The following is a 21854-nucleotide window of genomic DNA, read 5'->3' as shown; positions in this document are numbered from 1 at the left end:
CTCTGAACATTTCTTTAAAAGTATAGTATTACACCTTGGACACCTAATTAAATTAGGATCCTTTATTTTATTGTTACACTCAGAACAAATCCTTAATCCTTCTGTAGTGTTACATTTCATTTAATCATCTCCTAAGAAAAAGTACTTAATATAAAGTATAATGCTCCTCCTGTTAAAAATGCTATTACCCAGCTTGATATCCAGATAGCTACAGCTTCAAATTTACTTCTTTCTTTAAGCATAATCATCATAGCAGCTATACAAGGTACAAAAAGTGTAATTGTTACTAATGACACCAATATTTGATCTGGAGTTAAAGACATTGAATTCAAACCTGCTACTCCAAAATCACGTCTAACTATTCCCATTATAAATGCTGTAGCAGCTTCTTTAGGTAATCCTAAGAATCCAGTTGTTATTGGAGCTACTAAGTCTTGAATAGTTGTAAGTATTCCACTATATTGAAGAATAGTTATAATAACTGCTCCTATTATAAATATAGGACCTGCTTCTTTTATAAAAGATACTGATTTTATATAAGTTTTTCTTAATACATTGCTTATTTGTGGCAATCTTAATGGTGGTAAATCTATCAATAAATCTGTAGATTCTCCTGGTAATATTTTATTTAAAATAGTTCCTGCAAGTACATATACTAAAAATATAGTTAACCCATATAGTACAAAATATTTAGCACCTAATGGTGCAATAAGTCCCATAATAACACCTAATTGTGCTGAACAAGGTATTGCAAGTCCTAATAAAAATACTGCTATTATACGTTCTCTTTTAGACCCTAAAAGTCTTGTTGTTATTGTAGCCATTGTAACACATCCAAAACCTAATATCATAGGAATTACAGCCCTACCATTTAAACCAAGTCCCGTAAGCATTCTATCAACCAATGCTGCTATTCTAGGTAAATAACCTGAATCTTCAAGTATTGATAAAAACAAATAAAATCCTATTATAAGAGGTAATAATAAACCAAAAGTATATGTTACTGACATAGTAAGTACTCCAAATTCACCAATTAATACTTGTCCTATAAATGAAGATGGAGAAATAAAATTATCTACAATACCTCTTATAAATGGTTCATATGTTTCTATAAATATAGTTTCTTCTGTTATTCCTACAACTGTTTGAGCTATAAATACTCCTACAAATTCATATAATAAAAATAATACACCTATTAACATTGGTATCCCAGTAAGTGGTCTCAACATAAGTCTACCAAGTGTTATTTTAAAACTTACACTATCTGTAGTTTCAGTTACAACTTTATCAATTATTTGATTTACTCTTTCACGTCTATCCATATAGATTTGATCTCTATAGTCTATATCTTTAATATTATTTTTAGTAGATACATGTGGATCGCCTTCCATTATAAGTACTGCTTCTGCTCTATTAGTAGCATTCTTTGTTATATCATTTAATATTTTTTCTAATTTTATACTGCTATTTCCTACTTTAGCAAGATGAATAGAATCTTTTACCTCTTTAAGACCTTCTCCCTTTGGAGCAACGGTCGGTATTACAGGTACTCCCAATTCTTTACTTAATATATCTAAATCTATTTGTAAACCATTCTTTTTAGCCTCATCCATCATATTTATAGCAATTATAGTAGGTATTCCCATATCTATAACTTGTTGAGTTAAAAACAAATCTCTTTCTAAATGTACAGCATCTATCACATTTATAACTACATCTGCTGATGCTATAGCATCTCTTGCAACTATTTCTTCATCATTAAATGAAGATACTCCATATACACCTGGAGTGTCAATTATAATATCATCTTTATATTTTCCTGAACTAATATCTAATGTAGTACCTGGAAAATTTGATACATCTACATATACCCCTGTAAAAGAATTAAAAAATATAGATTTACCAACATTTGGATTTCCTGTAAGTACAATTTTTTTTGCACCTTCTGGGATATCTATTTGATGACTTATATTACAGCAATCCATATATTTTCCCCCTATCTAGCTATAGCTGCTTTATATGCAGCAGATTTTGTTGTCAATTCATCTATTGTAATTTTCTTTGCTAATTTCCTACCTATAGCAATTTCTTGTAAATTCTTCTTGATAATTATAGGTCCTCCTGGTATTTTTTCAGCACATTCTACTGTAGTTCCTTCTGAAATTCCAAACCTTAACGTCTTTGCTTTTACCAATGTATCTGGAATATTAATTATTTTAAATTTATCCCCTCTTTTTACATCAGCTAAATTCATATAAATTCCTCCTATATAATATTTATAATTAATATCTTTTGAAATGTATTCTCATTATATCATAAAAAAAATAATCTGTAATTATTTGTTCCAATTATTTTATATATGAGCTTTTCTATGGGATTTAATACTGGACTTAAGAAAACCTTATCTCCTTCATAAACCTTTGCCATGTACTTATCTAATGATTTCCCAAGCATAACTAAGACAATCAAGTACAGTAAAATTTGAGTAACAATATTAATCATAGTTCTTCCCCCTTAATCAGTACAAAGAATAAGTATATTAGCAAAGCAATTGTAGTTATTAAAGAAATAACTTGAATAAAATTCATATACACCATCCCTTCTTATATATTTTATAATTTCATTTTATCAAGATTCATATAAAAATAGGATTAAGACTGTTAAGAATAGTATAAAGATTTTGTTAAGTTAAATTATGAGATCCAGATATAAATAGTAGCTATAAAGACTCTATTTCCTTTTTCCTTCCATTAGTTAAAATATTTTTATAGTAAAGTTTCCTTTCTTCATTAAATTCTCCAAATTTTTGAATAGTAAAATCCAAAGCTGCTTCAGTTGATAGCTGTATTTTTCCACTTCCTAAATGTCCTACAATATATACAGGAACACCTAAATTCAATGAATCTATTACCTTTTGTTTTGCTTTAACTACATAAGGGACAGTTATCAAATGCTGTTTGTGTTCGGTTTCTATATCGCTTATTAATTGACGTTTATAATAAAATTCTCATGCTTCTGGAGAATTTTCTAAAATTGACTCTAAATCTTTCTCTAAATTTTTTATACAATCAACCCGATATCTTGTAGCTGAATTACTGCCATAATGACTATAATTATTTCTCTCCCTATTGACACTTCTTTCCCAACGAAGAAAAAACTTTTCATATTCAATTGACTTTTCAATTTCTTGTATCTTTTTGCCCTTGTTTTCTGTTTCTTCTTTTACATAATCTTTATATTTTTCATAATAAACATTCTTTTTCTTAGAATCTACAGGAATTTCATCCCTCTTTTAAAGTTTTCGAAAAGCTTTAAAAAACAATTTTTGTTCTTCAATTTTTTTATTATTCTCATATTCCGATGATTTTAAGGATTCTTTGCGCAAATCATCTTCATACCAACTTTGCATTTCTTCTATAGTATGAATAATATCTACATATAAATTAAAATCCCAATTTTCTAAATTCGGGATTTTAATCAAATTATCTAATGCTCATACCTTTAAATAATTCCATATTCTTTTAATAACTTTTCAATATCTGTTCCTGCTACTTGTTTTAAAATCTTACGTTTAGCCATTGGTGGTAGATCAAGTTCTGGTTTTTCTCCATCCAACAAGCTTACACCTGCATTTAACAAATATCGGATATCATATCTAGAAGCAAATACCTCTGGAACTCCTTTTTCAACTCCAGTTAAAACATATACTGCTTCCATAGCTGTACGTCCTGAATATTCAATAGTAAATACAGTATCACGTCCTGGATCATCCAATGTTTCAGCAAATTGTCCAAGGAAAGCAAAGTTCACTGAATTCTTTGGTACAACATATGGGCGATCTCCAGCTGCACGAGGCATAAATTGAGACGTGATAAATGGCATCATAACAGGAACTGCACTACATGATTTTGCTAATTCTTCAATATTATCTGTAGGAACACCTATATGATATAACCATTCTTTTGTGATTTCCTTACCAGTACAATCTCTCATAGGTTTTTTAATATAATCTCCAGGAACATCAGAGAACAAACCATATACCCAAACAACAACGTCTTTTTCTGGTTGTCCATAATACTGTTCTTGACGGTTTATTGTCCAGCTCATTAGCCATGAAGAGTCGAGAGCTGTAACTATTCCACCTGTTACAGTGTGCCCTCCATATGGTGAGCGTTTTGTGATCTTTTCAATGTACTCAGGAACACGTTCATCATGACAAGTTACTGTACAAGACTCCCAATTAGATTTTTCTGTATCTGTACAGAATTTATCTGGTCTTCCAAATTCATCTGATTGAGCTGCTATGTTTCTCCATAGCTTCCAGCATCCTTCTGGCTCTTTATTAAATGGTGCAGACGTATTGTCATCACCATATCCCGAACCTTCAGTCATAGAACCATTAGTAATAAATACTAAGTCATTTTCTGTTAAATCAATAGAGATATTCTTTCCAACTTTATCTGTTGCAACTATTCTCTTTGCAACCTTTTTATCATCTGAGATTGAGAACTCAACATTGTCAACATTAACTCCATATTCAAATTTAGCACCATGGTCCTCTAAATATTTAACCATAGGTTTTACAAATGAAGTGAATTGATCATGTCGTGAAAATTGTAAAGCTGAAAGAGTTGGTAATCCCCCAACATGGTGAATGAAACGATTCATATATAATTTCATCTCTAAAGCACTATGCCAATTTTCAAAAGCAAACATTGTTCTCCAATATGTCCAGAAATCAGTATTTAAAAGTTCTTCTGAAAAAACATCTTCAATAGATTTATCTTCAAGTTCTTCATCTGTTATATTTACAAAAGCAGCTAATTCTTTTGCCAAGTCTTGACCCAAATTAAATTTTCCATTGTCGTAACGCTCACCTTTGTTTTTAGTAATACGACAATTGCTAAAGTTTGGATCATCGTAGTTTGTATAATAAAAATGATCTAAAATAGTCATATTAGGATCTTCTGTAGATGGTAATGAACTAAATAAGCTCCATAAAACCTCAAAATGGTGACCCATTTCACGTCCTCCACGTGCTACATAATCCATATTTTGACGAACCTCTCCGTCCAAAGATCCACCAGGAATGTCTAATTGCTCTAAGAAGGTAATCTTGCTGCCATCCATGTGAGCATCACGAATTAAAAAACAACCAGCAGCTAAAGCTCCAATTCCTGTACCGATTAAATAAGCTTTTTTATCTTTAATTCCTTTAGGCTTTCTTGCATTTACTAAAGCATGATAACTTCCATTTGTAAGAGTAAGTCTATCATCATGTGTTTTTAATTCCATTACTATCTCCCTCTTTCTTAATTTTTTACAGTCTTCTAAATCCAACTATTATATTTAGAGTTTTTCTATATTCACTCTATTAGTGTGTCAACATAATAATGCAATAAACCCTCCTTTAAGTTTGTAATATTTATTTAAACTTATAATATCGCTTTTTTATTTCTTTTTCATTAGACAAATTAACTGTGGTGTTCGAATTTCGAACACCACAGTTAATTTGTCTAATCTTTTGTCAATTTTTAGGAATTAAGATTAAAATGTCTGATAAAAAAGCAATAGAAGATTCCTTTTTTATCAGACATCATTTAAACTAGCACTTCTCTTAAGGGATAGGGCAATATTGCCATCAAAAAGCTGCCCGATTCGTCTGATGATAGTATCAGGGTCTTCCTTCATTCTGGAAGCAATCCAGCGTAGTACCATTTCAGTGAGGGCACACTGATAAAAGGAAGCAATCAGTTTTTTGTCTCCCGAAGAGGCTGAGATACCATCGCTTACTTTTTCAACATATCGGATCATGACAGTTCCTGATACATTGTATATATAGTTCTCTAATTCTTCTCTCTGCATGGAATCATATACATGATAAATTGCCTTTCTATTTTCTGAAGCAAACTTAGTAGCCACAAGAAAGCCCTCTTCCCAAGAGAGTGTATCATTATATTCATCAATAGCTGCCTGAAGTTCTGTTTGGAAGATTTCTGACAGAATTGCATATACATCTGTGTAATAATAATAAAAAGTATTTCTATTGACCCCACATGCTCTAACAATATCCTTAACTGTGATTTTATTAAGTGAACGCTCATTAAGCATCTTGATGAATACATCGCGAATCATTTTTCTGGTATATTGCTGTGCCAAATTACCACCTCCTAGTACAATATATTTGTAATACAAATTTACATCTTTTCTTTTATTCAGTGAAGAATTTATGAGTTGGCTGGTTGGGATCAGTTTTCGGTATACCTCAGTCATATGCTAGGTTGTGTGCTCACTGTTAAAATGGATACTCTTATGTTGGTGCTAGCGCTGCATATAATAAACTCTATGTTAGCTAATACCAAAAGCTTCACTTTAACATATGAAGATTGTGAATTTATTAAGCAGATACATTTAATTGATACAATCAAAAGGCGTCGGTTTTATTTCTACTGTTACACTAATATGCGAGATTTATGATTTTTTAGTATTTAAAAATCATAAACATTTTTTTGCATATCTTAGTTTGATCCTTCTGTAAAAGAATCAAGCAAATTTAAAAATAGTAAAGTTAACAAGCCATCTGTCTTCTAGACTGCTAAAAAGCATGAAGTAGCGTATAAATCAAATTTTATTTTGACTATTACTAAGTAGCCTTAGCCCCTTATCTATATTGAAAATTATAACATATAGTAAGTTATTTACAAATAGCTCATTATATTTGGTCCTTAAGTAAAAAAGATTTTCAAATAGATATTAATATCCATAGCTTTTTAAAAAATCATTATATATTTTTTCTGATACTTCTCCTATAACTTTTCTGCCATATATATTGTCTACTCCGTCCCAAGTTAACATAACAAATAAATACTCAACATCTTTAAATATTACAATCCCAGCATCATGATTTGTATATGGTATATTTCCAGTTTTATGATGAATTTTTGTATTAGACTTATCAATATTTCTAGCCATCATTCTATTATCCATTTGCTTTTTCATTATATTCATCATATTAACTGATGCATCTGTATCAATTAAATCTTTATAATATATTTTCTTTAATATATGTGCAACATCACTTGCTGATGTTATGTTATCAAAGCCTTGTTTTTTCCTTTCAAAATCCATCATTTTTCTATTAATCACAGTATTTTTAAGTCCTTCTTCATTTATAAACTTATTAATGTTTTCAATTCTCAATATATCAACAAGTTGATTTGTAGCTGTATTATCACTTAAATTCATCATTAAAAAAATTAGATCTTTTATAGAGTAACAATAATTTGATAAGTTTTTTATAAGACTTCCACCCACTATATTATCTCTATCAATATTAACTATTTTTTGACTCATAAATTCATCTTTAGATATTTGACTATAAGCTTCTGCCATTATAAATATCTTTATCATGCTTGCAGAAGTGACTTCTGCATCTGAGTTAATATCAAATATAATTTTATTTGTTTTTAGATCTTCAACATATAAACTATATTTTAATTTATCCTCATTTATAATGCTCTCCAAATCTATCACTATAAACTCTCCACCTTTAATTTTTATTTATTAACTATAATATACCCATCAAGAGAGAGCTAAAAAAACTTTTTCAGGTGTAATTGGTAAATCTGTAATTCTAACTCCTACTGCGTTATATATTGCATCTACAATAGCAGGTGCTGGAGTATTTATTACAACTTCACCAATTGATTTTGCTCCAAATGGTCCTGTTGGTTCATAACTTTCTTCAAACTCTACTTTAATATTTCCAAAATCCTTTCTTGTAGGAATTTTATATTGCATAAAACTATCTGTAGAAAGTTTTCCATTTTTAGTGTATTTTACTTCTTCAAAAAGTGCTAGACCTATACCTTGAACTATACCACCTTCTGCTTGAATAGTTGCAAGTTTTGGGTTTATAACCTTTCCACAATCTATTACAGCTACATAATTAAGTAACTCAACTTTTCCTGTTTCTTTATCAACTTCTATTTCTGCAAATCCTGACATAAATGGTGGAGGAGAAATATCACTTCCATGAGTAGCATGACCTACTAATTGTTTTCTGCCTCCAAATCCTAATATTTGAAGTTCTGCTAACTTAGTTAAACTTATGTTTTTATCATTATCTACATGAAATACACTCGTGCCATCAAATTCTACTTTTTCTAGTTTACATTCTAAATGCTTGGCTCCACTTTCTAAAATTTTCTTTTTTAAATCTTTACCTGCTTTTACTACAGCCATCCCTGTTACATAAGTTGTGCTTGAAGCATAAGATCCTGGATCATAGGGAGATAAATCAGTATCTGATGCATTTACTATGATATTTTCCACATTAGTATTTAAGGTTTCTGCAGCCATTTGGGTTAAAATAGTGTCACTACCTGTTCCCATATCTGTTGATCCTATTAAAAGGGTATATTTACCATCCTCATTTAATCTAATTTCAGCTGAAGCAGTATCAATATTAGCTATACCAGATCCTTGCATGGTTACTGCCATACCTACACCTCTTACCTTTGTATCTGAAATGTTTTTAAATGGGTACTTCTCATCCCATCCTATTAAGTCTTTTCCTCTTTCTATACATTTATGAAGTGTAGAACTACCCAATTTTTCATCTTCATGTAATAAAGAAGTTTCTCCTTCTCTAATTAAATTTTTTAATCTAATTAAAGTAGGGTCTATATTTATTTTTTTAGATAATTTATTTATAGCTGTTTCCACTGCAAAAGTTCCTTGTGTAGCACCATACCCTCTAAATGCTCCTGACGACATTTTATTTGTATACACTACTTCTCCTCTAAATCTAACTGCATTTGTCTTATTATATAATGGTAGTGTTTTATCTCCTACAAGATTAAATGTTGTGGGAGCATGCTCTCCATATGCCCCAGTATCAGATAATCCATAAATATCTATAGCTTTTATAAAGCCCTCTTTATCTGCACCTAGTTTTACCTTTATTTTCATAGGATGACGACTATTTGTCGCAGTAAATGTCTCTTTTCTTGAAAGAATAATTTTAGCCGGTTTTTTAGTTTTCATAGTTACAATAGCTGCAAATATTTCAACTGCCCCTGTTTGTTTTCCACCAAATCCTCCGCCTATTCTAGGTTTTATTACTCTTACTTTACTAGATGGTAACTCTAACGCTCGTGAAATTTGTCTCTTAATATGAAAAGGTATCTGAGTAGAACTTACTACTACAAGTCTACCAGTATGATCTAAATAGCTATATGCTCTATATGTTTCCATCATACTGTGTGCTTGTGCTTGGGTACACACAGTTTCTTCTACAACTACATCACATTTTTCCAGTTCCTTTTCCACATCACCAATTTCAAGGTTTTTAGTTGTTACTATATTTTTTTTCTGTTTCATTCCTATATCAAAATTGCAATATAAGTTATCTTCTGTATGAATAATTGATTTATTATCTATTGCTTTTTCAAAATCTAATACTGGATCAAAAACTTCATATTCAACTTTTATTAACTTAATTGCTTTTTCTGCTATTTCTTCATCTGTTGCAGCAATTATTGCAACTTCATCTCCAACATATCTTACTATATCGTCTAAAATTAATCTATCATAAGGAGAAGGTTCAGGATAGGATTGTCCTGCCAAAGTAAATCTAACATTAGGTACATCTTTATATGTTAAAATACATTCTACTCCTTCTAATTTTTCAGCTCTTTTTATATCTAAATTTTTAATTTTTGCAAAGGCATGGGGACTCCTTAATATCTTTATTATAAGAGAATTTTTATCTGCTAAATCATCTGTATACACTGGCTTTCCTGTAGTAATAGCCATTCCATCAATTTTTGGTATATTTTCACCTACATATCCCATATTATGCTACCCCCAAATATTTTTTTATTGCTCTTAATTGACCCTTATATCCAGTACATCTACATAAATTACCCGTTAAATAATGAATGATTTCTTCTTCTGTAGGATTTTCTAATTCATTTTTCATAGCTAATACTGTAAGAATAAATCCTGGACTACAATATCCGCATTGATCTGACCCTTCAGAAACAAGTATCTTAGCAAATTCCTCTGCCTCTTTTTCAAGTCCTTCCATGGTAGTAATATTTAATCCATCAGCTTTAATAGAAAGAACTGAACATGATAAAACAGGTTTATTATCAAGCCATATTGTACATAAACCACAATTAGAAGTGTCACACCCTCTTTTAACACTTGATAAGCCAATTTTTCTTAAGGTATCTACTAAATACTCATTATTTTTTACTTCTATATATATTTTTTTGCCATTTAAAATTATTGTTATTTTCATTATAATAACTCCTTTATAGCTCTTTTAATAAGAATCTTAGATATTGCTTTTCTATAATCTTTAGATGCTCTATCATTTGTACCAAAATTTAATTCATCACTTGCAATGTTTGCATAATAATCTAAATCTGTAACCTCTTTACTATTAGATAGTTCTCTAGAAGCTTTAAAAGCAATTTTAGCTCGATTAGGTCTTGCTCCTACACATATTTTAAAATTATCTTCAAGTCTTGAAACTGAAACATTTAATATTGGATAGTCACTTACAGAATTTCTTAAGTCTTTGTAAACTGCTACTCTTTGATTTTTCTTTATAAATATTTTAGTTAATATATCTTTTTCATAAGAGCTATTTAAAAACTCATCTAATTTTATTCTTCCAGTTTTAGCTAATTCAACTTCTGTATCTAATGCTAAAAGAGCAGTTATTATATCTGAAAATCCATATTTAGAAAAAACTGAAGCCCCTATATTAGCAATATTTCTAAATTGAACTCCTACTATATTTTTAACAGAGTTTGGTATTACTCCTTTAAAGTTTTCTTTTAGAAGTTGATTAGTTTCTAAGTCTCGAAGTGTAGTATATGCTCCTATTTCTATATATCCTTCTTTGTCTTTTATATAATTTAAATTAAGATTAGATAAATCAATAGCAGTACCTATTTTCTTTGAGCCCATCTTTAGGAAAGCACTACCTCCTATAACTGTATTGTTTTTTTTGGAAATTAATATTTCATAAGCTTCATTTATTGTATTCGGTTTTACATATTCTTTTATCGTAAACATTTATTTTCTCCTCTCACTAATTAGATTATATAACACAAAAAAGTGTTAATTCTGCACAAATGAGCAAAATCAACACTTAAAAAATCTAATAGCGTAAATTAAAATTGCTCATAGTCAAACCATTTACGGTAGTTCGGTAGAAACTTGCAGACCATATTACTGCTATTATATGAACTATATTTTATTATTAAATACATTTTACTATGGATGTGGTTGTTACGTCAACCTATTCACATACTTTTCTTCATACAGATTAATTTTAGTTCGTATTATTTTAATATAATTAGTATTATCTGTGGTCTATTAAATAACCTTTGAGGAAATAAACTATTTCCAAGGCCTCTACTAACTATTAGATTAGTTTTATCTATTTTATATATTCCAGAATCATATTGTGGTAATATCCCTTGGTCAGGAGCTAATAATCCTCCGATTAAAGGTGCTCTTATTTGTCCACCATGGGCATGTCCTGAAAATACTAAGTCAAATTTCTGGGTTTTATAATGTTCAATATAACTTGGCCTATGAGCTAGAAGTATGTTTATATCAGATTCTTCCATGTCTATATTTTTTAATTTAGAAACTAATTCTGATTTTCCTTTGGATATAGTCTCATCTCTTATCCCTATAATATTTAATTTATATTCACCTTTTATTAAAATATCCTTATGATTGCTTAATATATTTACATTCAATTTGTTTAATTCTTCATATAAAGATAAAGATTTTTCACTTCTCTCTTCATGATTTCCAGTTATATAATATACAGATGCAATACTTGAACATTCCTTTAATAAATCTACACCATTTTCTATTCCATCTCTTCTACTATCTATCAAGTCTCCTGTGAAGAATATAATATCTGGATTTAAATTCTTTATTTTTTTCATTATTTTATTTTGATTTTTCCCAAATGATTTATTATGCAAATCAGATAAATGCAATATTTTAAGTCCATTAAATGGTCCTAAATCTTTTTTTATATCAACTTTAAACTTAGTAACTTTCAAAAAATTATTTTGTGTATATAGAAATACTATTAATAGTAAAACAACTATAATTGAAATCCATACTTTGTTCATATCTATTCTCCTAATATTATATTTTATAAATCATAATAGATTCTCATTATATCATTTTTTGGTATTTTCTGATATTATTATAATAGAAATATATATAAAGGTGGAGTATTATGAATGATATAAATATAATAACAATGGTAGATAGAGCTATGAATATAATTGAGTATATTTATAATAATACTGAAGAAGTTGGTGTATCTACTATTTCTAAAGACTTAGATTTACCTAAAGCTACTGTCTTTAGAATTTTATCTACACTTGAAAAATGGGATGCAGTAGAAAAAGTAAATGATGATGGTAAGTATATACTAGGAAAATCTCATATTAAATATGGGGAGAAATCAAAAAACCAATTTGATATAGTATCTATTTCAACTCCATATATGAAAAAACTTTCTGAAGATATAGGAGAGACTATAAATCTAGGAATGAAATATAAAGATAATATTTTAATTTTAAAAAGTATTGAAGGTGAGTCTTCTATATTAGTTTCAAAATTAATACCTATAACGCCTCTTCATTGTTCTTCTATTGGTAAATTATTTTTAGCGGAATTTACTGACAAAGAACTTAGTGAGTATTTTAATTCAAATATTTCTAAAAGAACTATCAATACTATAACCAATGTACAACAATTTAATTATGATAAACGAAATATTATAGATACCTCTATTGCTCATGATAACGAAGAATATGAATATGGATTAACTTGTCTTGCAAGTCCTATAAAAGATAAAAATGAAGATATAAATGCAGGAATTAGTATATCTGGTCCTACTACAAGACTACAATATAAAAATTTAGAATTCTTAGAAGATAAGTTAAAATCTACTACAGAAGCTATCTCAACTGAATTAAAATTAATATAAGATTAGACTCAGTTTAAACTGAGTCTAATCTTATATTATAATAATAACTTTGTCATTAATACTATTAATGGTATAGCTATTACAGTTCTTTCTAAAAATACAAACAATAACTCTTTAAATCCAATTGGAACTTTAGAATTTATTATTATTACTCCAACTTCAGTAAGATATATTATTTGTACAAGTGATAGTATACCTAATATGAATTTAGTTTCAATTATTTTAGATGGTGCTAAGATAAGTCCTGGTATAAACATATCTGCAAATCCAACTAATGTAGCAGGTGATAATTCAAATGCTCCTTCTACACCTAATATATCTAAATAAAATCCAAATGGATATGCAAGTATATTAAATACTGGAGTGAATTCTACTAATATAAGTGATATAGTTCCCCAGGAAAGTATAATTGGTGCGAGACCAAAAATAACGCTAAAAAACATATCATTCCCTTGTTTAATTACATCTGAAAATGTAGTATCTTTTGCTCTTAATGAAGCTGTTTCTACTGCATATGCAAATTTACTTTTGCCTTGAGGAACAGTTTCGTTTATGACTTTTCCAGTTTCTTTATTATAATCTTCTGTTACTTTATTCAATGGTGGTATTCTAGGTATTATTGCCGCAAGTATAAATCCTACAACTACTATAGTTAAATAAAAAGGTGTAAACAAATTTTCTATACCTATTATCGTAGCTACTATATAACAAAAAGGAATTGATACAAGAGAGAAATTAGTCATTATAACTGCCGCTTCTCTTCCAGAATAATAACCTGTATTATATTGTCTTTCCGTTAAAAGTACTGCTGCATTTGAAGCTCCAAACCAAGATGTCATTAAATCTACTGCAGATCTTCCTGGCACTGTAAATAATGGTTTCACCAAACTTCTTATTAATACACCTGAAAATTCCATTATTCCAAAGTCAGTTATAAGTGGCATGGTATATGATATTACTAAAAGTACAGATACCAATGACATAGTCAGGTCTAACATAGTCCCACCAGTACTACCTGAAATAACTGCTTCAGGACCTAATTGGAAAAACACCATTACAATAACTATTGCTCCTATTATTCTACTCACTAAATATAATGGAGTAGCAACTAATACTTTATTTAGCCATTTATTTTCCTGTATAAAGTTTGGTTTGAAAAAATAATTTATTGTGGTTAATATAGCATTTATTACTACAAATATCAGCATAATATATTTAGTATACTCATGAATATAGCCTTTAACAAAATCTATTCCAATGCCTACTGGAATGTTAAAACTATTACCATATTTAATTGGGAATAAAAATAGTAAAGCACCAATAAGTGAAAATATTGCAAATTTTACTACGTCAGTTGCTCTTACATTACTTTTTTCTATTTTACCAATATCACTATCACTCATAAAATCACCCTTTTTTATTTTTTATCTATTGAATATTGTCAAGAACTTTAGGATTTATCACATTCATGGGTCTTTCTCCTCTTAATATTTGTCCTACAATTTTAGCTGTAGTTTTAATTTGTTGATCTGCTGCTTCCTCAGAAAGGTAAGCAGAATGAGCAGTTACTATTGTATTTTTTAAGTTTATTATTTTCTTTTCCAATTCCCCTGGTGGTTCAACTTCTAATACATCTAAACCTGCACCTAAAATCTCTCCATTTTTTAAAGAGTTATATAAATCTTCTGAATTAATTAACGCTCCTCTTGCAGTATTTATTATATATGCTGTATTTTTCATCTTTTTAATATTTTCTTTTCTTATAAAATATTTTGTAGAATCTACTAATGGAGCATGTAATGATAAATAATCAGATTCTTTTAATAAAGTATCTGTTTCAACTTTTTCTACGTTAAATTCATTCATATCCTCTTTTGTTACAAATGGATCTGAAGAAATAATTCTAACTCCAAAACCACTTAATTTTTTTGCTACTGCTTGTGGTATTTTGCCAAATCCATATAATCCTACTGTACTATTTTCAAATCTTTTAATTTTACCTAATATCTCTAGATCCCAATTTCCTTCTTTTACATATGGAATCATTTTATATGTTTTCCTATAAAGACTTAGAATTAACATTATGGTATGTGTTGCAACTTCTTCTGTACAATATCCTGAAACATTTGTAACAATCACATTATTTCTAGTTGCTGCATCAACATTTGCAGCATTATATCCTGTACTTGCAGCACAATAAGCACGTAATTTCAATTTTTCATAAATTTCATCATCCATTTTCTGATCCCAAGAAATTAAAACATCTATATCTTTACATTTTTCAATTAATTCATCTTTTGGTATTACATTTTCAGACAAAAATTCATAATCAACATTTTCGTATTCTTCTTTAATGTATTTCTCCATATTTGTTATATCTTTAGGATTCATACCAGGAACACCAAGAAATACTACTTTTTTTATATTGAACATTTTATCTCTCCTTTAATTTTGAAATAGTTTCATTTTTTCTATCCTATCAAATGCTTCTTTAAGCTTTTCTATTCCTACAGTACAAGCTATTCTAACATAACCTTCACCTGCTTCACCAAAAGCTATTCCAGGCAATACTAATACATGAGCTTTTTTTAAAATTCTATCACTAACTTCAGTAGAAGATAATCCAGTTTCTTTAATATTTACAAATAAATAAAATGTACCTTTTGGTGATAATACACTCATATTTGGTATTTTGTTTATTCTTTCATATGCATAAAAAATTCTATCTCGATATTCCTTTATCATAGGAGGTTGTATTTTTTCTCTATTTCTCAGGGCATATATTGCGCCTCTTTGTGATATAGATGGAGCAGTAAATACTACATTTTCATTTATTTGTTGAATAGTTTTTATTATATAGTCTGGAGCTAGTACATGTCCTATCCTCCAACCTGTCATTGTATAATCTTTAGAAAAGCTATTTATAGTTATTGTTCTTTCTTTCATATCATCAATAGTAACCATTGGTATAAATGGATTCTGGTATGAATATGCTCCATATATTTCATCGGAAATTATAACTAAATCATATTTTTTAGCTATGTATGCTATATCTTCAAGTGTACTTCTAGTAAAACATGTTCCTGTTGGATTATTAGGTGTATTTATAATCAAAGCCTTAGTTCTTTCTGTTATTAAAGATTCTAATCTTTCAATATTTATTTGAAAATCTTCTTCTTCTAAAGTATCTAAGAATACAGGAATTCCTCTTGCAAGTTCAACTTGCTGTGGATAAGGTGTAAAAAAAGGTGAATGTATAATTACTTCGTCTCCATCATCTATTATTGCTTCCAGTACAAGATACATTGCTAGACATCCACTAGCTACTACCATTATTTCTTCATCTTTAAAATCAATATTATAATCTTTTTTATACGTTTTTATTATCTCTTTTCTCAGCTCAGGATCACCTCTAAAATCAGTATATTTAGTGTGACCTGCTTTAGCATCTTTCATTGAATTATCAATAATTAAGTCATCTGTAATAAGATCAGGATCTCCCAAACTTAAATTAATTACATCATCAAAACTTGCTGCTAAAACATCCGACTGCCCCATAGGAGTAGTTATATCTTTCCAATATCTTTTTGCAATAAACTTATGCTTCATCTTACCACCTTTACCTTTCTTAATAATTTTAGGTTAGAAAACGATTTCATTCATATTGAAACGTTGTTTCAGCTAGAGGATAAAAAAAGAAACGTTGTTTCAAATACATTTTATAACAATTATTTTTTCTTGTCAACTGAATTTTTAGAAAATTAACAATATAATATTAAATTAATCCTCATAATAGGGTTCAAAATGAGCTATTATTTGAATACCTTCATCAATATTTTCTTTCATATCTTTTTCTATATTATGAATTAAATCATGTGAAGTTTTTATGGTCATATCTGGAGAAAGTAACATATGTAAATCTAAAAAAACTTTTTTTCCAGTACTTCTACTACGTATTTTATGAATTCCTTTTATCTCTGAATATTTGTCTATAATTCCTTTTACTTTTTCAGTATCAAGAGCCTTTTTATCTACTAATATTCTACTACTAGATATAAAGATTTCAATAGCAGCTTTAATTATAAAGCCTGCAACAATAAATGATACAATTGGGTCTATTATATTAGGTAATCCTAAATTTATTAGTATTAATGTAATAAGTACTCCAAGGGAAACAAATATATCACTTCTCGTATGATATGAATCTGAAATCAATATTGAACTATTTAACTTTTTACCTTTCTTATATTCAAGAGTTGAAACTATAATATTCACTATAAGAGTTAATATTATAGCTACTATGCTATATATACTTATATTTAATTTTGTAGGATTAAATAATTTATTAAATGAATCCATAACTATATTACCAGATATAAAAAATAACATACCTGATATAACTAAAGAAGAAATTAATTCAAACTTTTCATGCCCATAAGGATGATCCTTATCTGTAGGTTTTGATGCAAGTTTCACTCCTATTAATCCTGCTATATTTGAAGATCCATCTGCAAAAGAATGAAAACCATCTGCTATAAGACTTGTGCTCATAACTATATTGCCTACAATCATCTTAATTATTGCAACTAAGAAATTAGCAAATAATATTATCCAAAGTGTTTTACTAACTTCTTTATAATTATTATCCATTTTTACAACCTCCTAAATTCTATATACCCAGCATACAATATTAAATTCTATTATATATTATGAAAGTTTATTATTTAGGTTACTTTACACAAAAAAGTTAGAATTACAAATTGTAATTCTAACTTTTCATTATCATTTAATATTAATCTATTCTACAATAACTGCTGTTCCAGATGCAGTAACAATTAACATATTACCACTTTGTCCTAAAACTTCATAATCTATGTCTACACCTACTACTGCATTTGCTCCTAATTGTTTTGCCCTCTTTTCCATTTCTAATATTGCTTCTTCTCTTGCTCTGATCATTTCACCTTCATATGATTTTGAACGTCCTCCAAAGAAGTTCGTAAGACCTGCTGCAAAATCTTTTATAAAATCCATTCCAGAAATAACTTCACCAAATACTATTTCTTTATATTCAATAATTTTCTTACCTTCAATTGTTGGTGTTGTAGTAGAAATCATTAAATCACTCTCCTTTTATTTTATTTATTATATATATTTACTTCTATATAATTATATATTTTCCTTCTTACTTTATATGTTTTTTAAATTATAATTAATTTGTTTTCCATCTATATCCATATCCCCATACTGTTTCAATATATTTTGGTTCAGATGGATTGTCTTCTATTTTTTTTCTTAATCTTCTTATATTTACATCTACCGCTTTATAATACCCAAAATAATCTTTTCCCCATACACTATCTATTATATCATTTCTACTAAGTGCCTTATTTGGTTTCATTAGAAATAAATATATTAAATCATATTCAATAGGAGTTAACTCTATAATCTTACCATTTTTATATAATTGTCTACCTTTTAAATCTATTTTAAATGGACCCTGCATAAAATAATCTGATTTATTTTTCTTTAACAACTTTACTCTTCTATATAGTGCATCTACACGAGCAACTAATTCACTAGGACTAAAAGGCTTAGTTACATAATCATCAGCACCAATAGATAAACCAGTTATTTTATCTATTTCTTGAGTTCTTGCAGTTAACATAATAATTCCAATTTGTTTATCATTTTTTCTTAATTGTTTACAAACTGAAAATCCATCAATTCCAGGTAACATTACATCTAAAATAGCAACATCAATTTCACTTTCATATAATGACTTTTGTAAAGCTTCTTCTCCATCAACAGCTTCTATTACTTCATATCCTGCTCTTTTAAGATTAATTTTTATAAACTTTCTTATACTTTCTTCATCTTCTAATACTAATATTTTCCCCAATTACCTTGCAACTCCTTAGTAATTATAATGTTTTAAATATATTTATTTAAGTTCTTCTTTTATTTTATCATTCCATAAATCTACATAATTATTAGTAGACCATTCTGCCATTATAACCTCTTCTTGATTTCGCTTTTCAATAATTTTTATAGGTTTAGAAGATAATAAATTATTTTCAATATAAAAAATATATATTTCATATTCTGTAATTATTATAGCTAAATCCTTATTAGGTGAGGTATATGCATCTATTGCTTGAGGAACTCTTGATTTAATATAATTCCAAGATAATAGTAGATCATTATATTTTATTAATTCCTCTGTAGGTAAAATATTTATATTAAAATCCTTATAATTTTCTTTACCTTCCATCATGTAAAATAAACGTCCTTTTAAAATCCAATATCCATTTCTTCTAGTCATAGTAAAACTTTGTTCATTAATATTAACTTGTTTATTTTTTAATTCTTCTTGTCCCTTTGATACTAAAAAAGCCTTCGCAGAATTATTATATGCTTCTTTCCCATTTTCAATATATATATCCTTTAGAAATACACCTTGTGAAGAGTTAATATTGTCTAAAGGTAAAACCCTAAATCTAGGAGCAGAATTATCTAAATCATTTACTTTGGCATATTCTGTTATAACATAGTCATCACTTACAAATTGAATTACTTTTTTCTCTTTGTCTAAATCCTTACGTTCTTTAATCTCTAATGATTTATTAATATTATCTTCTATTGGATTTATTGATAAAGTATCTGCAGAAGAAGTACTATTAATTTTCATATTCCAAAACCCATTTTTTCTTGGGATAAATAAATTATTTAATTCTAATATTGGATTTAGTTTCTTATTTTCTGATGATATCCATAGTGTTCTATATGTATATTTCCCATCAGAATTTTTTGTATCATGTGACCTTAGTCCCAATAAAACACCTGATGCTAAATTATTATATAAATCACTTTCTTCATTTATATATCCTGTATCTTCATTATCATCTATATTTATATCTGTATCATTTGATATTTTTTCCAAATGCAAAAACATTCCACTGTAATACATTAAAATATTTTTATCATCTTTATATACAATATCAAACAAATAATTATTACCTGATGTAACTATTAAAACATTTATGTTTTCAGAATCAATTTTTAAAACATCCATGTCAATTTTATAATTATATAATAGATACTCTTTTGTATTTACATTTTTTGATTTATATTCTGGATTTTCAATTAATTTATTATTTATATATATATATTTATCACTGAAAATAACTTTCTTATTTGATATATTTGATTGGTTGTTTTTTAAGCTATCGTCTTTTACATAAGTCTTGTCTTTTATTTTCCATTTACCTTGTATAGCTATATTTGGATTGTTTGGTGAAACAATATTATCTCCATCATCTAATTCAATATTACAGCCTTGTAAAAGCAATATAAAAAATAATATTATTAATAATTTAATTTTATTCATCTATTATCACCTTTTTAGATATAGGTATCTTAATTATAACTTTAGTTCCTTGCCCTAAATCACTATCAATGTTTATTTGTCCATTATGCATTTTTATTATTTCATCACTTATGGAAAGCCCCAAACCTGTATTAGATTTATTAGTTTTACCTTTATAAAATTTCTCCTTCACCTTTGGAAGCTCCTGGTTATTAATACCACAACCATTATCTTTAATCTCTATGGTTAATACATCATCTTTTATTTGTGAAATTAATATTACATATCCTTTTGGTTTAGTGAATCTAAATGCATTATCTAAAACATTTATTAGAACTTGCTTTATTCTATCTCTATCAATATATACTTTGTCATTTTCCCCTTTAAAGTCTACATTAAAAAACAAATTAGCTCTTTGAGCTCTTGGCATCATATTAATTCTTATATAATTAAGTATATCTTTAAAATTTGTCTCTTGTATTTTTAATATCATTTTTCCTGAATTAAACCTAGAGAAATCTAATAATTCTTCTACCATTTTGGTTAATCTTTCAGTTTCATTCTCTATTATAATTAAACCATCTTTTAAAATTTCTTCATTATCATTATTATCTGTGTTTAAAGTAGATGCCCATCCCTTAATTGATGTAAGAGGTGTGCGTAATTCATGTGATATAGAAGATATAAATTCATTTTTAAGTTGTTCCTTTTTTGTTATTTCTTCAGCCATATAATTAAGTGTATCATTTAACTTACCTATTTCATCATCATATTCATTACTTCCTCTTACTTTAAAATTACCCTCAGCCATTTGTTCTGCAATCTTTGTCACATCTTTAATAGGTGATACTATAGTATTCGATATAATATAACTAACTGAAATTGCTATAATTATAACTCCTAAACCTATGAAGATAAAAACCATGGAAATATTTATAATTGCTTTATTAATTTTTTCTAAAGAAGTCACAAATCTAATTACACCTATTTGTTTATTAGATGATATCAATGGATGTGATACTGCCATTACTTCATGATTATCATAATTTACTTTTCCAATCCATGTAGCATGATCTCCTGATAGAGCTTTTCTTACATCACTTGTTGATAATTTATCTTTGTGTATTACTCCTATAGAATCCATTAAAACATTACCTTCTAAATCTAATATTTGAACTTGACTCTCTGTTTGATTCCAAAAAACATCAACATTATCTAATATGTTATCTTTAAGTGAAACATTGGAAAAGTATCGTGAGTAAAAATCAGATGATATTTTAATTTGATTTGTAACTATTTCTTCAGTATTCTTATAGTAATAACTCTGAAGCAATTCTATTAATAATACTTCAAATATTAAAATAGTAATTACTATTATTAAAATAAATGCTCCTACTACTCTTGTCTTTATGCTTTTCATTTTTTCAACCTTCTATAAAT

At 28.0% G+C, this 21854-nt stretch carries 21 protein-coding genes, 1 pseudogene and 1 riboswitch; of the genes and pseudogenes, 2 read left to right on the top strand and 20 right to left on the bottom strand.

Annotated features, from left to right (window positions below; all coding sequences use genetic code 11):
- Window positions 1–131 precede the first annotated feature (131 nt).
- From feoB to D3Z33_RS13295, 7 genes and pseudogenes are all read right to left on the bottom strand, one after another.
- A complete protein-coding gene (feoB, locus tag D3Z33_RS13325) occupies window positions 132–1985 on the bottom strand; it encodes a ferrous iron transport protein B (protein WP_160198269.1) in 1854 nt (617 codons plus the stop codon).
- Window positions 1986–1996: 11 nt separating this feature from the next.
- A complete protein-coding gene (locus D3Z33_RS13320; RefSeq protein ID WP_160198268.1) occupies window positions 1997–2254 on the bottom strand; it encodes a FeoA family protein in 258 nt (85 codons plus the stop codon).
- A gap of 59 nt (window positions 2255–2313) precedes the next feature.
- On the bottom strand, window positions 2314–2502 hold the full coding sequence (locus D3Z33_RS13315) for a potassium-transporting ATPase subunit KdpA (RefSeq protein ID WP_160198267.1): 189 nt from the start codon (window positions 2500–2502) through the stop codon (window positions 2314–2316).
- The gene (locus D3Z33_RS17190) at window positions 2499–2588 is read right to left on the bottom strand and encodes a potassium-transporting ATPase subunit F (RefSeq protein WP_160198307.1); all 90 of its coding nucleotides are present in this window, start codon (window positions 2586–2588) and stop codon (window positions 2499–2501) included. Before D3Z33_RS17190 ends, D3Z33_RS13315 begins: the two co-directional genes overlap by 4 nt.
- A gap of 134 nt (window positions 2589–2722) precedes the next feature.
- Window positions 2723–3409, bottom strand: a pseudogene (locus D3Z33_RS17120) (hypothetical protein); the annotation flags it as partial.
- A gap of 92 nt (window positions 3410–3501) precedes the next feature.
- Window positions 3502–5295 carry an oleate hydratase gene (locus D3Z33_RS13300; protein WP_160198266.1) on the bottom strand — a complete coding sequence of 598 codons (1794 nt, stop codon included), beginning with the start codon at window positions 5293–5295 and terminating at the stop codon, window positions 3502–3504.
- 294 nt (window positions 5296–5589) lie between these two features.
- On the bottom strand, window positions 5590–6159 hold the full coding sequence (locus D3Z33_RS13295; RefSeq protein WP_160198265.1) for a TetR/AcrR family transcriptional regulator: 570 nt from the start codon (window positions 6157–6159) through the stop codon (window positions 5590–5592).
- 256 nt (window positions 6160–6415) lie between these two features.
- On the opposite strand from D3Z33_RS13295, the gene D3Z33_RS17185 reads away from it, so the two are divergent.
- Window positions 6416–6538, top strand: a complete 123-nt coding sequence (locus tag D3Z33_RS17185) for a transposase (protein WP_160198264.1) — start codon at window positions 6416–6418, stop codon at window positions 6536–6538.
- A 215-nt stretch (window positions 6539–6753) separates the two neighbouring features.
- Here the strand turns inward: D3Z33_RS17185 and D3Z33_RS13285 are convergent, their stop codons facing one another.
- The 5 genes from D3Z33_RS13285 to D3Z33_RS13265 form a co-directional block, all read right to left on the bottom strand.
- Complete coding sequence (locus D3Z33_RS13285) at window positions 6754–7533, bottom strand: serine hydrolase (protein WP_160198263.1); 780 nt, start codon at window positions 7531–7533, stop codon at window positions 6754–6756.
- Between the two features lie 48 nt (window positions 7534–7581).
- Window positions 7582–9858, bottom strand: a complete 2277-nt coding sequence (locus D3Z33_RS13280) for a xanthine dehydrogenase family protein molybdopterin-binding subunit (RefSeq protein WP_160198262.1) — start codon at window positions 9856–9858, stop codon at window positions 7582–7584.
- Between the two features lies 1 nt (window position 9859).
- Window positions 9860–10309, bottom strand: coding sequence for a (2Fe-2S)-binding protein (locus D3Z33_RS13275; protein WP_160198261.1), 450 nt, complete (start codon window positions 10307–10309; stop codon window positions 9860–9862).
- Window positions 10309–11094 carry an FAD binding domain-containing protein gene (locus D3Z33_RS13270; RefSeq protein ID WP_160198260.1) on the bottom strand — a complete coding sequence of 262 codons (786 nt, stop codon included), beginning with the start codon at window positions 11092–11094 and terminating at the stop codon, window positions 10309–10311. The genes D3Z33_RS13275 and D3Z33_RS13270 overlap by 1 nt, the downstream gene beginning before the upstream one ends.
- A gap of 91 nt (window positions 11095–11185) precedes the next feature.
- A riboswitch (purine riboswitch) is annotated at window positions 11186–11287 on the bottom strand.
- Between the two features lie 76 nt (window positions 11288–11363).
- A complete protein-coding gene (locus tag D3Z33_RS13265; protein WP_160198259.1) occupies window positions 11364–12176 on the bottom strand; it encodes a metallophosphoesterase in 813 nt (270 codons plus the stop codon).
- A 110-nt stretch (window positions 12177–12286) separates the two neighbouring features.
- Between D3Z33_RS13265 and D3Z33_RS13260 the strand changes: the two genes are divergently transcribed.
- Complete coding sequence (locus D3Z33_RS13260; RefSeq protein WP_160198258.1) at window positions 12287–13045, top strand: IclR family transcriptional regulator; 759 nt, start codon at window positions 12287–12289, stop codon at window positions 13043–13045.
- A gap of 35 nt (window positions 13046–13080) precedes the next feature.
- Here the strand turns inward: D3Z33_RS13260 and D3Z33_RS13255 are convergent, their stop codons facing one another.
- The 8 genes from D3Z33_RS13255 to D3Z33_RS13220 form a co-directional block, all read right to left on the bottom strand.
- The gene (locus tag D3Z33_RS13255; RefSeq protein ID WP_160198257.1) at window positions 13081–14448 is read right to left on the bottom strand and encodes a YjiH family protein; all 1368 of its coding nucleotides are present in this window, start codon (window positions 14446–14448) and stop codon (window positions 13081–13083) included.
- 25 nt (window positions 14449–14473) lie between these two features.
- Window positions 14474–15478 carry a C-terminal binding protein gene (locus D3Z33_RS13250; protein WP_160198256.1) on the bottom strand — a complete coding sequence of 335 codons (1005 nt, stop codon included), beginning with the start codon at window positions 15476–15478 and terminating at the stop codon, window positions 14474–14476.
- Window positions 15479–15490: 12 nt separating this feature from the next.
- The gene (locus D3Z33_RS13245) at window positions 15491–16654 is read right to left on the bottom strand and encodes a pyridoxal phosphate-dependent aminotransferase (RefSeq protein WP_160198255.1); all 1164 of its coding nucleotides are present in this window, start codon (window positions 16652–16654) and stop codon (window positions 15491–15493) included.
- Window positions 16655–16825: 171 nt separating this feature from the next.
- Window positions 16826–17695, bottom strand: a complete 870-nt coding sequence (locus D3Z33_RS13240) for a cation diffusion facilitator family transporter (RefSeq protein ID WP_160198254.1) — start codon at window positions 17693–17695, stop codon at window positions 16826–16828.
- Between the two features lie 147 nt (window positions 17696–17842).
- Window positions 17843–18163, bottom strand: coding sequence for a putative heavy metal-binding protein (locus D3Z33_RS13235; RefSeq protein ID WP_160198253.1), 321 nt, complete (start codon window positions 18161–18163; stop codon window positions 17843–17845).
- A 94-nt stretch (window positions 18164–18257) separates the two neighbouring features.
- Window positions 18258–18947, bottom strand: coding sequence for a response regulator transcription factor (locus D3Z33_RS13230; RefSeq protein ID WP_160198252.1), 690 nt, complete (start codon window positions 18945–18947; stop codon window positions 18258–18260).
- A gap of 42 nt (window positions 18948–18989) precedes the next feature.
- Entirely contained in the window at window positions 18990–20435 is a 1446-nt protein-coding gene (locus D3Z33_RS13225) for a hypothetical protein (RefSeq protein ID WP_160198251.1), read from the bottom strand.
- Window positions 20428–21834, bottom strand: coding sequence for a sensor histidine kinase (locus D3Z33_RS13220; protein ID WP_160198250.1), 1407 nt, complete (start codon window positions 21832–21834; stop codon window positions 20428–20430). Before D3Z33_RS13220 ends, D3Z33_RS13225 begins: the two co-directional genes overlap by 8 nt.
- Window positions 21835–21854 lie beyond the last annotated feature (20 nt).

The sequence above is a fragment of the Senegalia massiliensis genome, assembly GCF_009911265.1.
Classification (GTDB): domain Bacteria; phylum Bacillota; class Clostridia; order Tissierellales; family SIT17; genus Anaeromonas; species Anaeromonas massiliensis_A.
The sequence above is the reverse complement of the archived record's forward strand: the minus strand, read 5'-3'. Positions and strand labels throughout refer to the sequence as shown.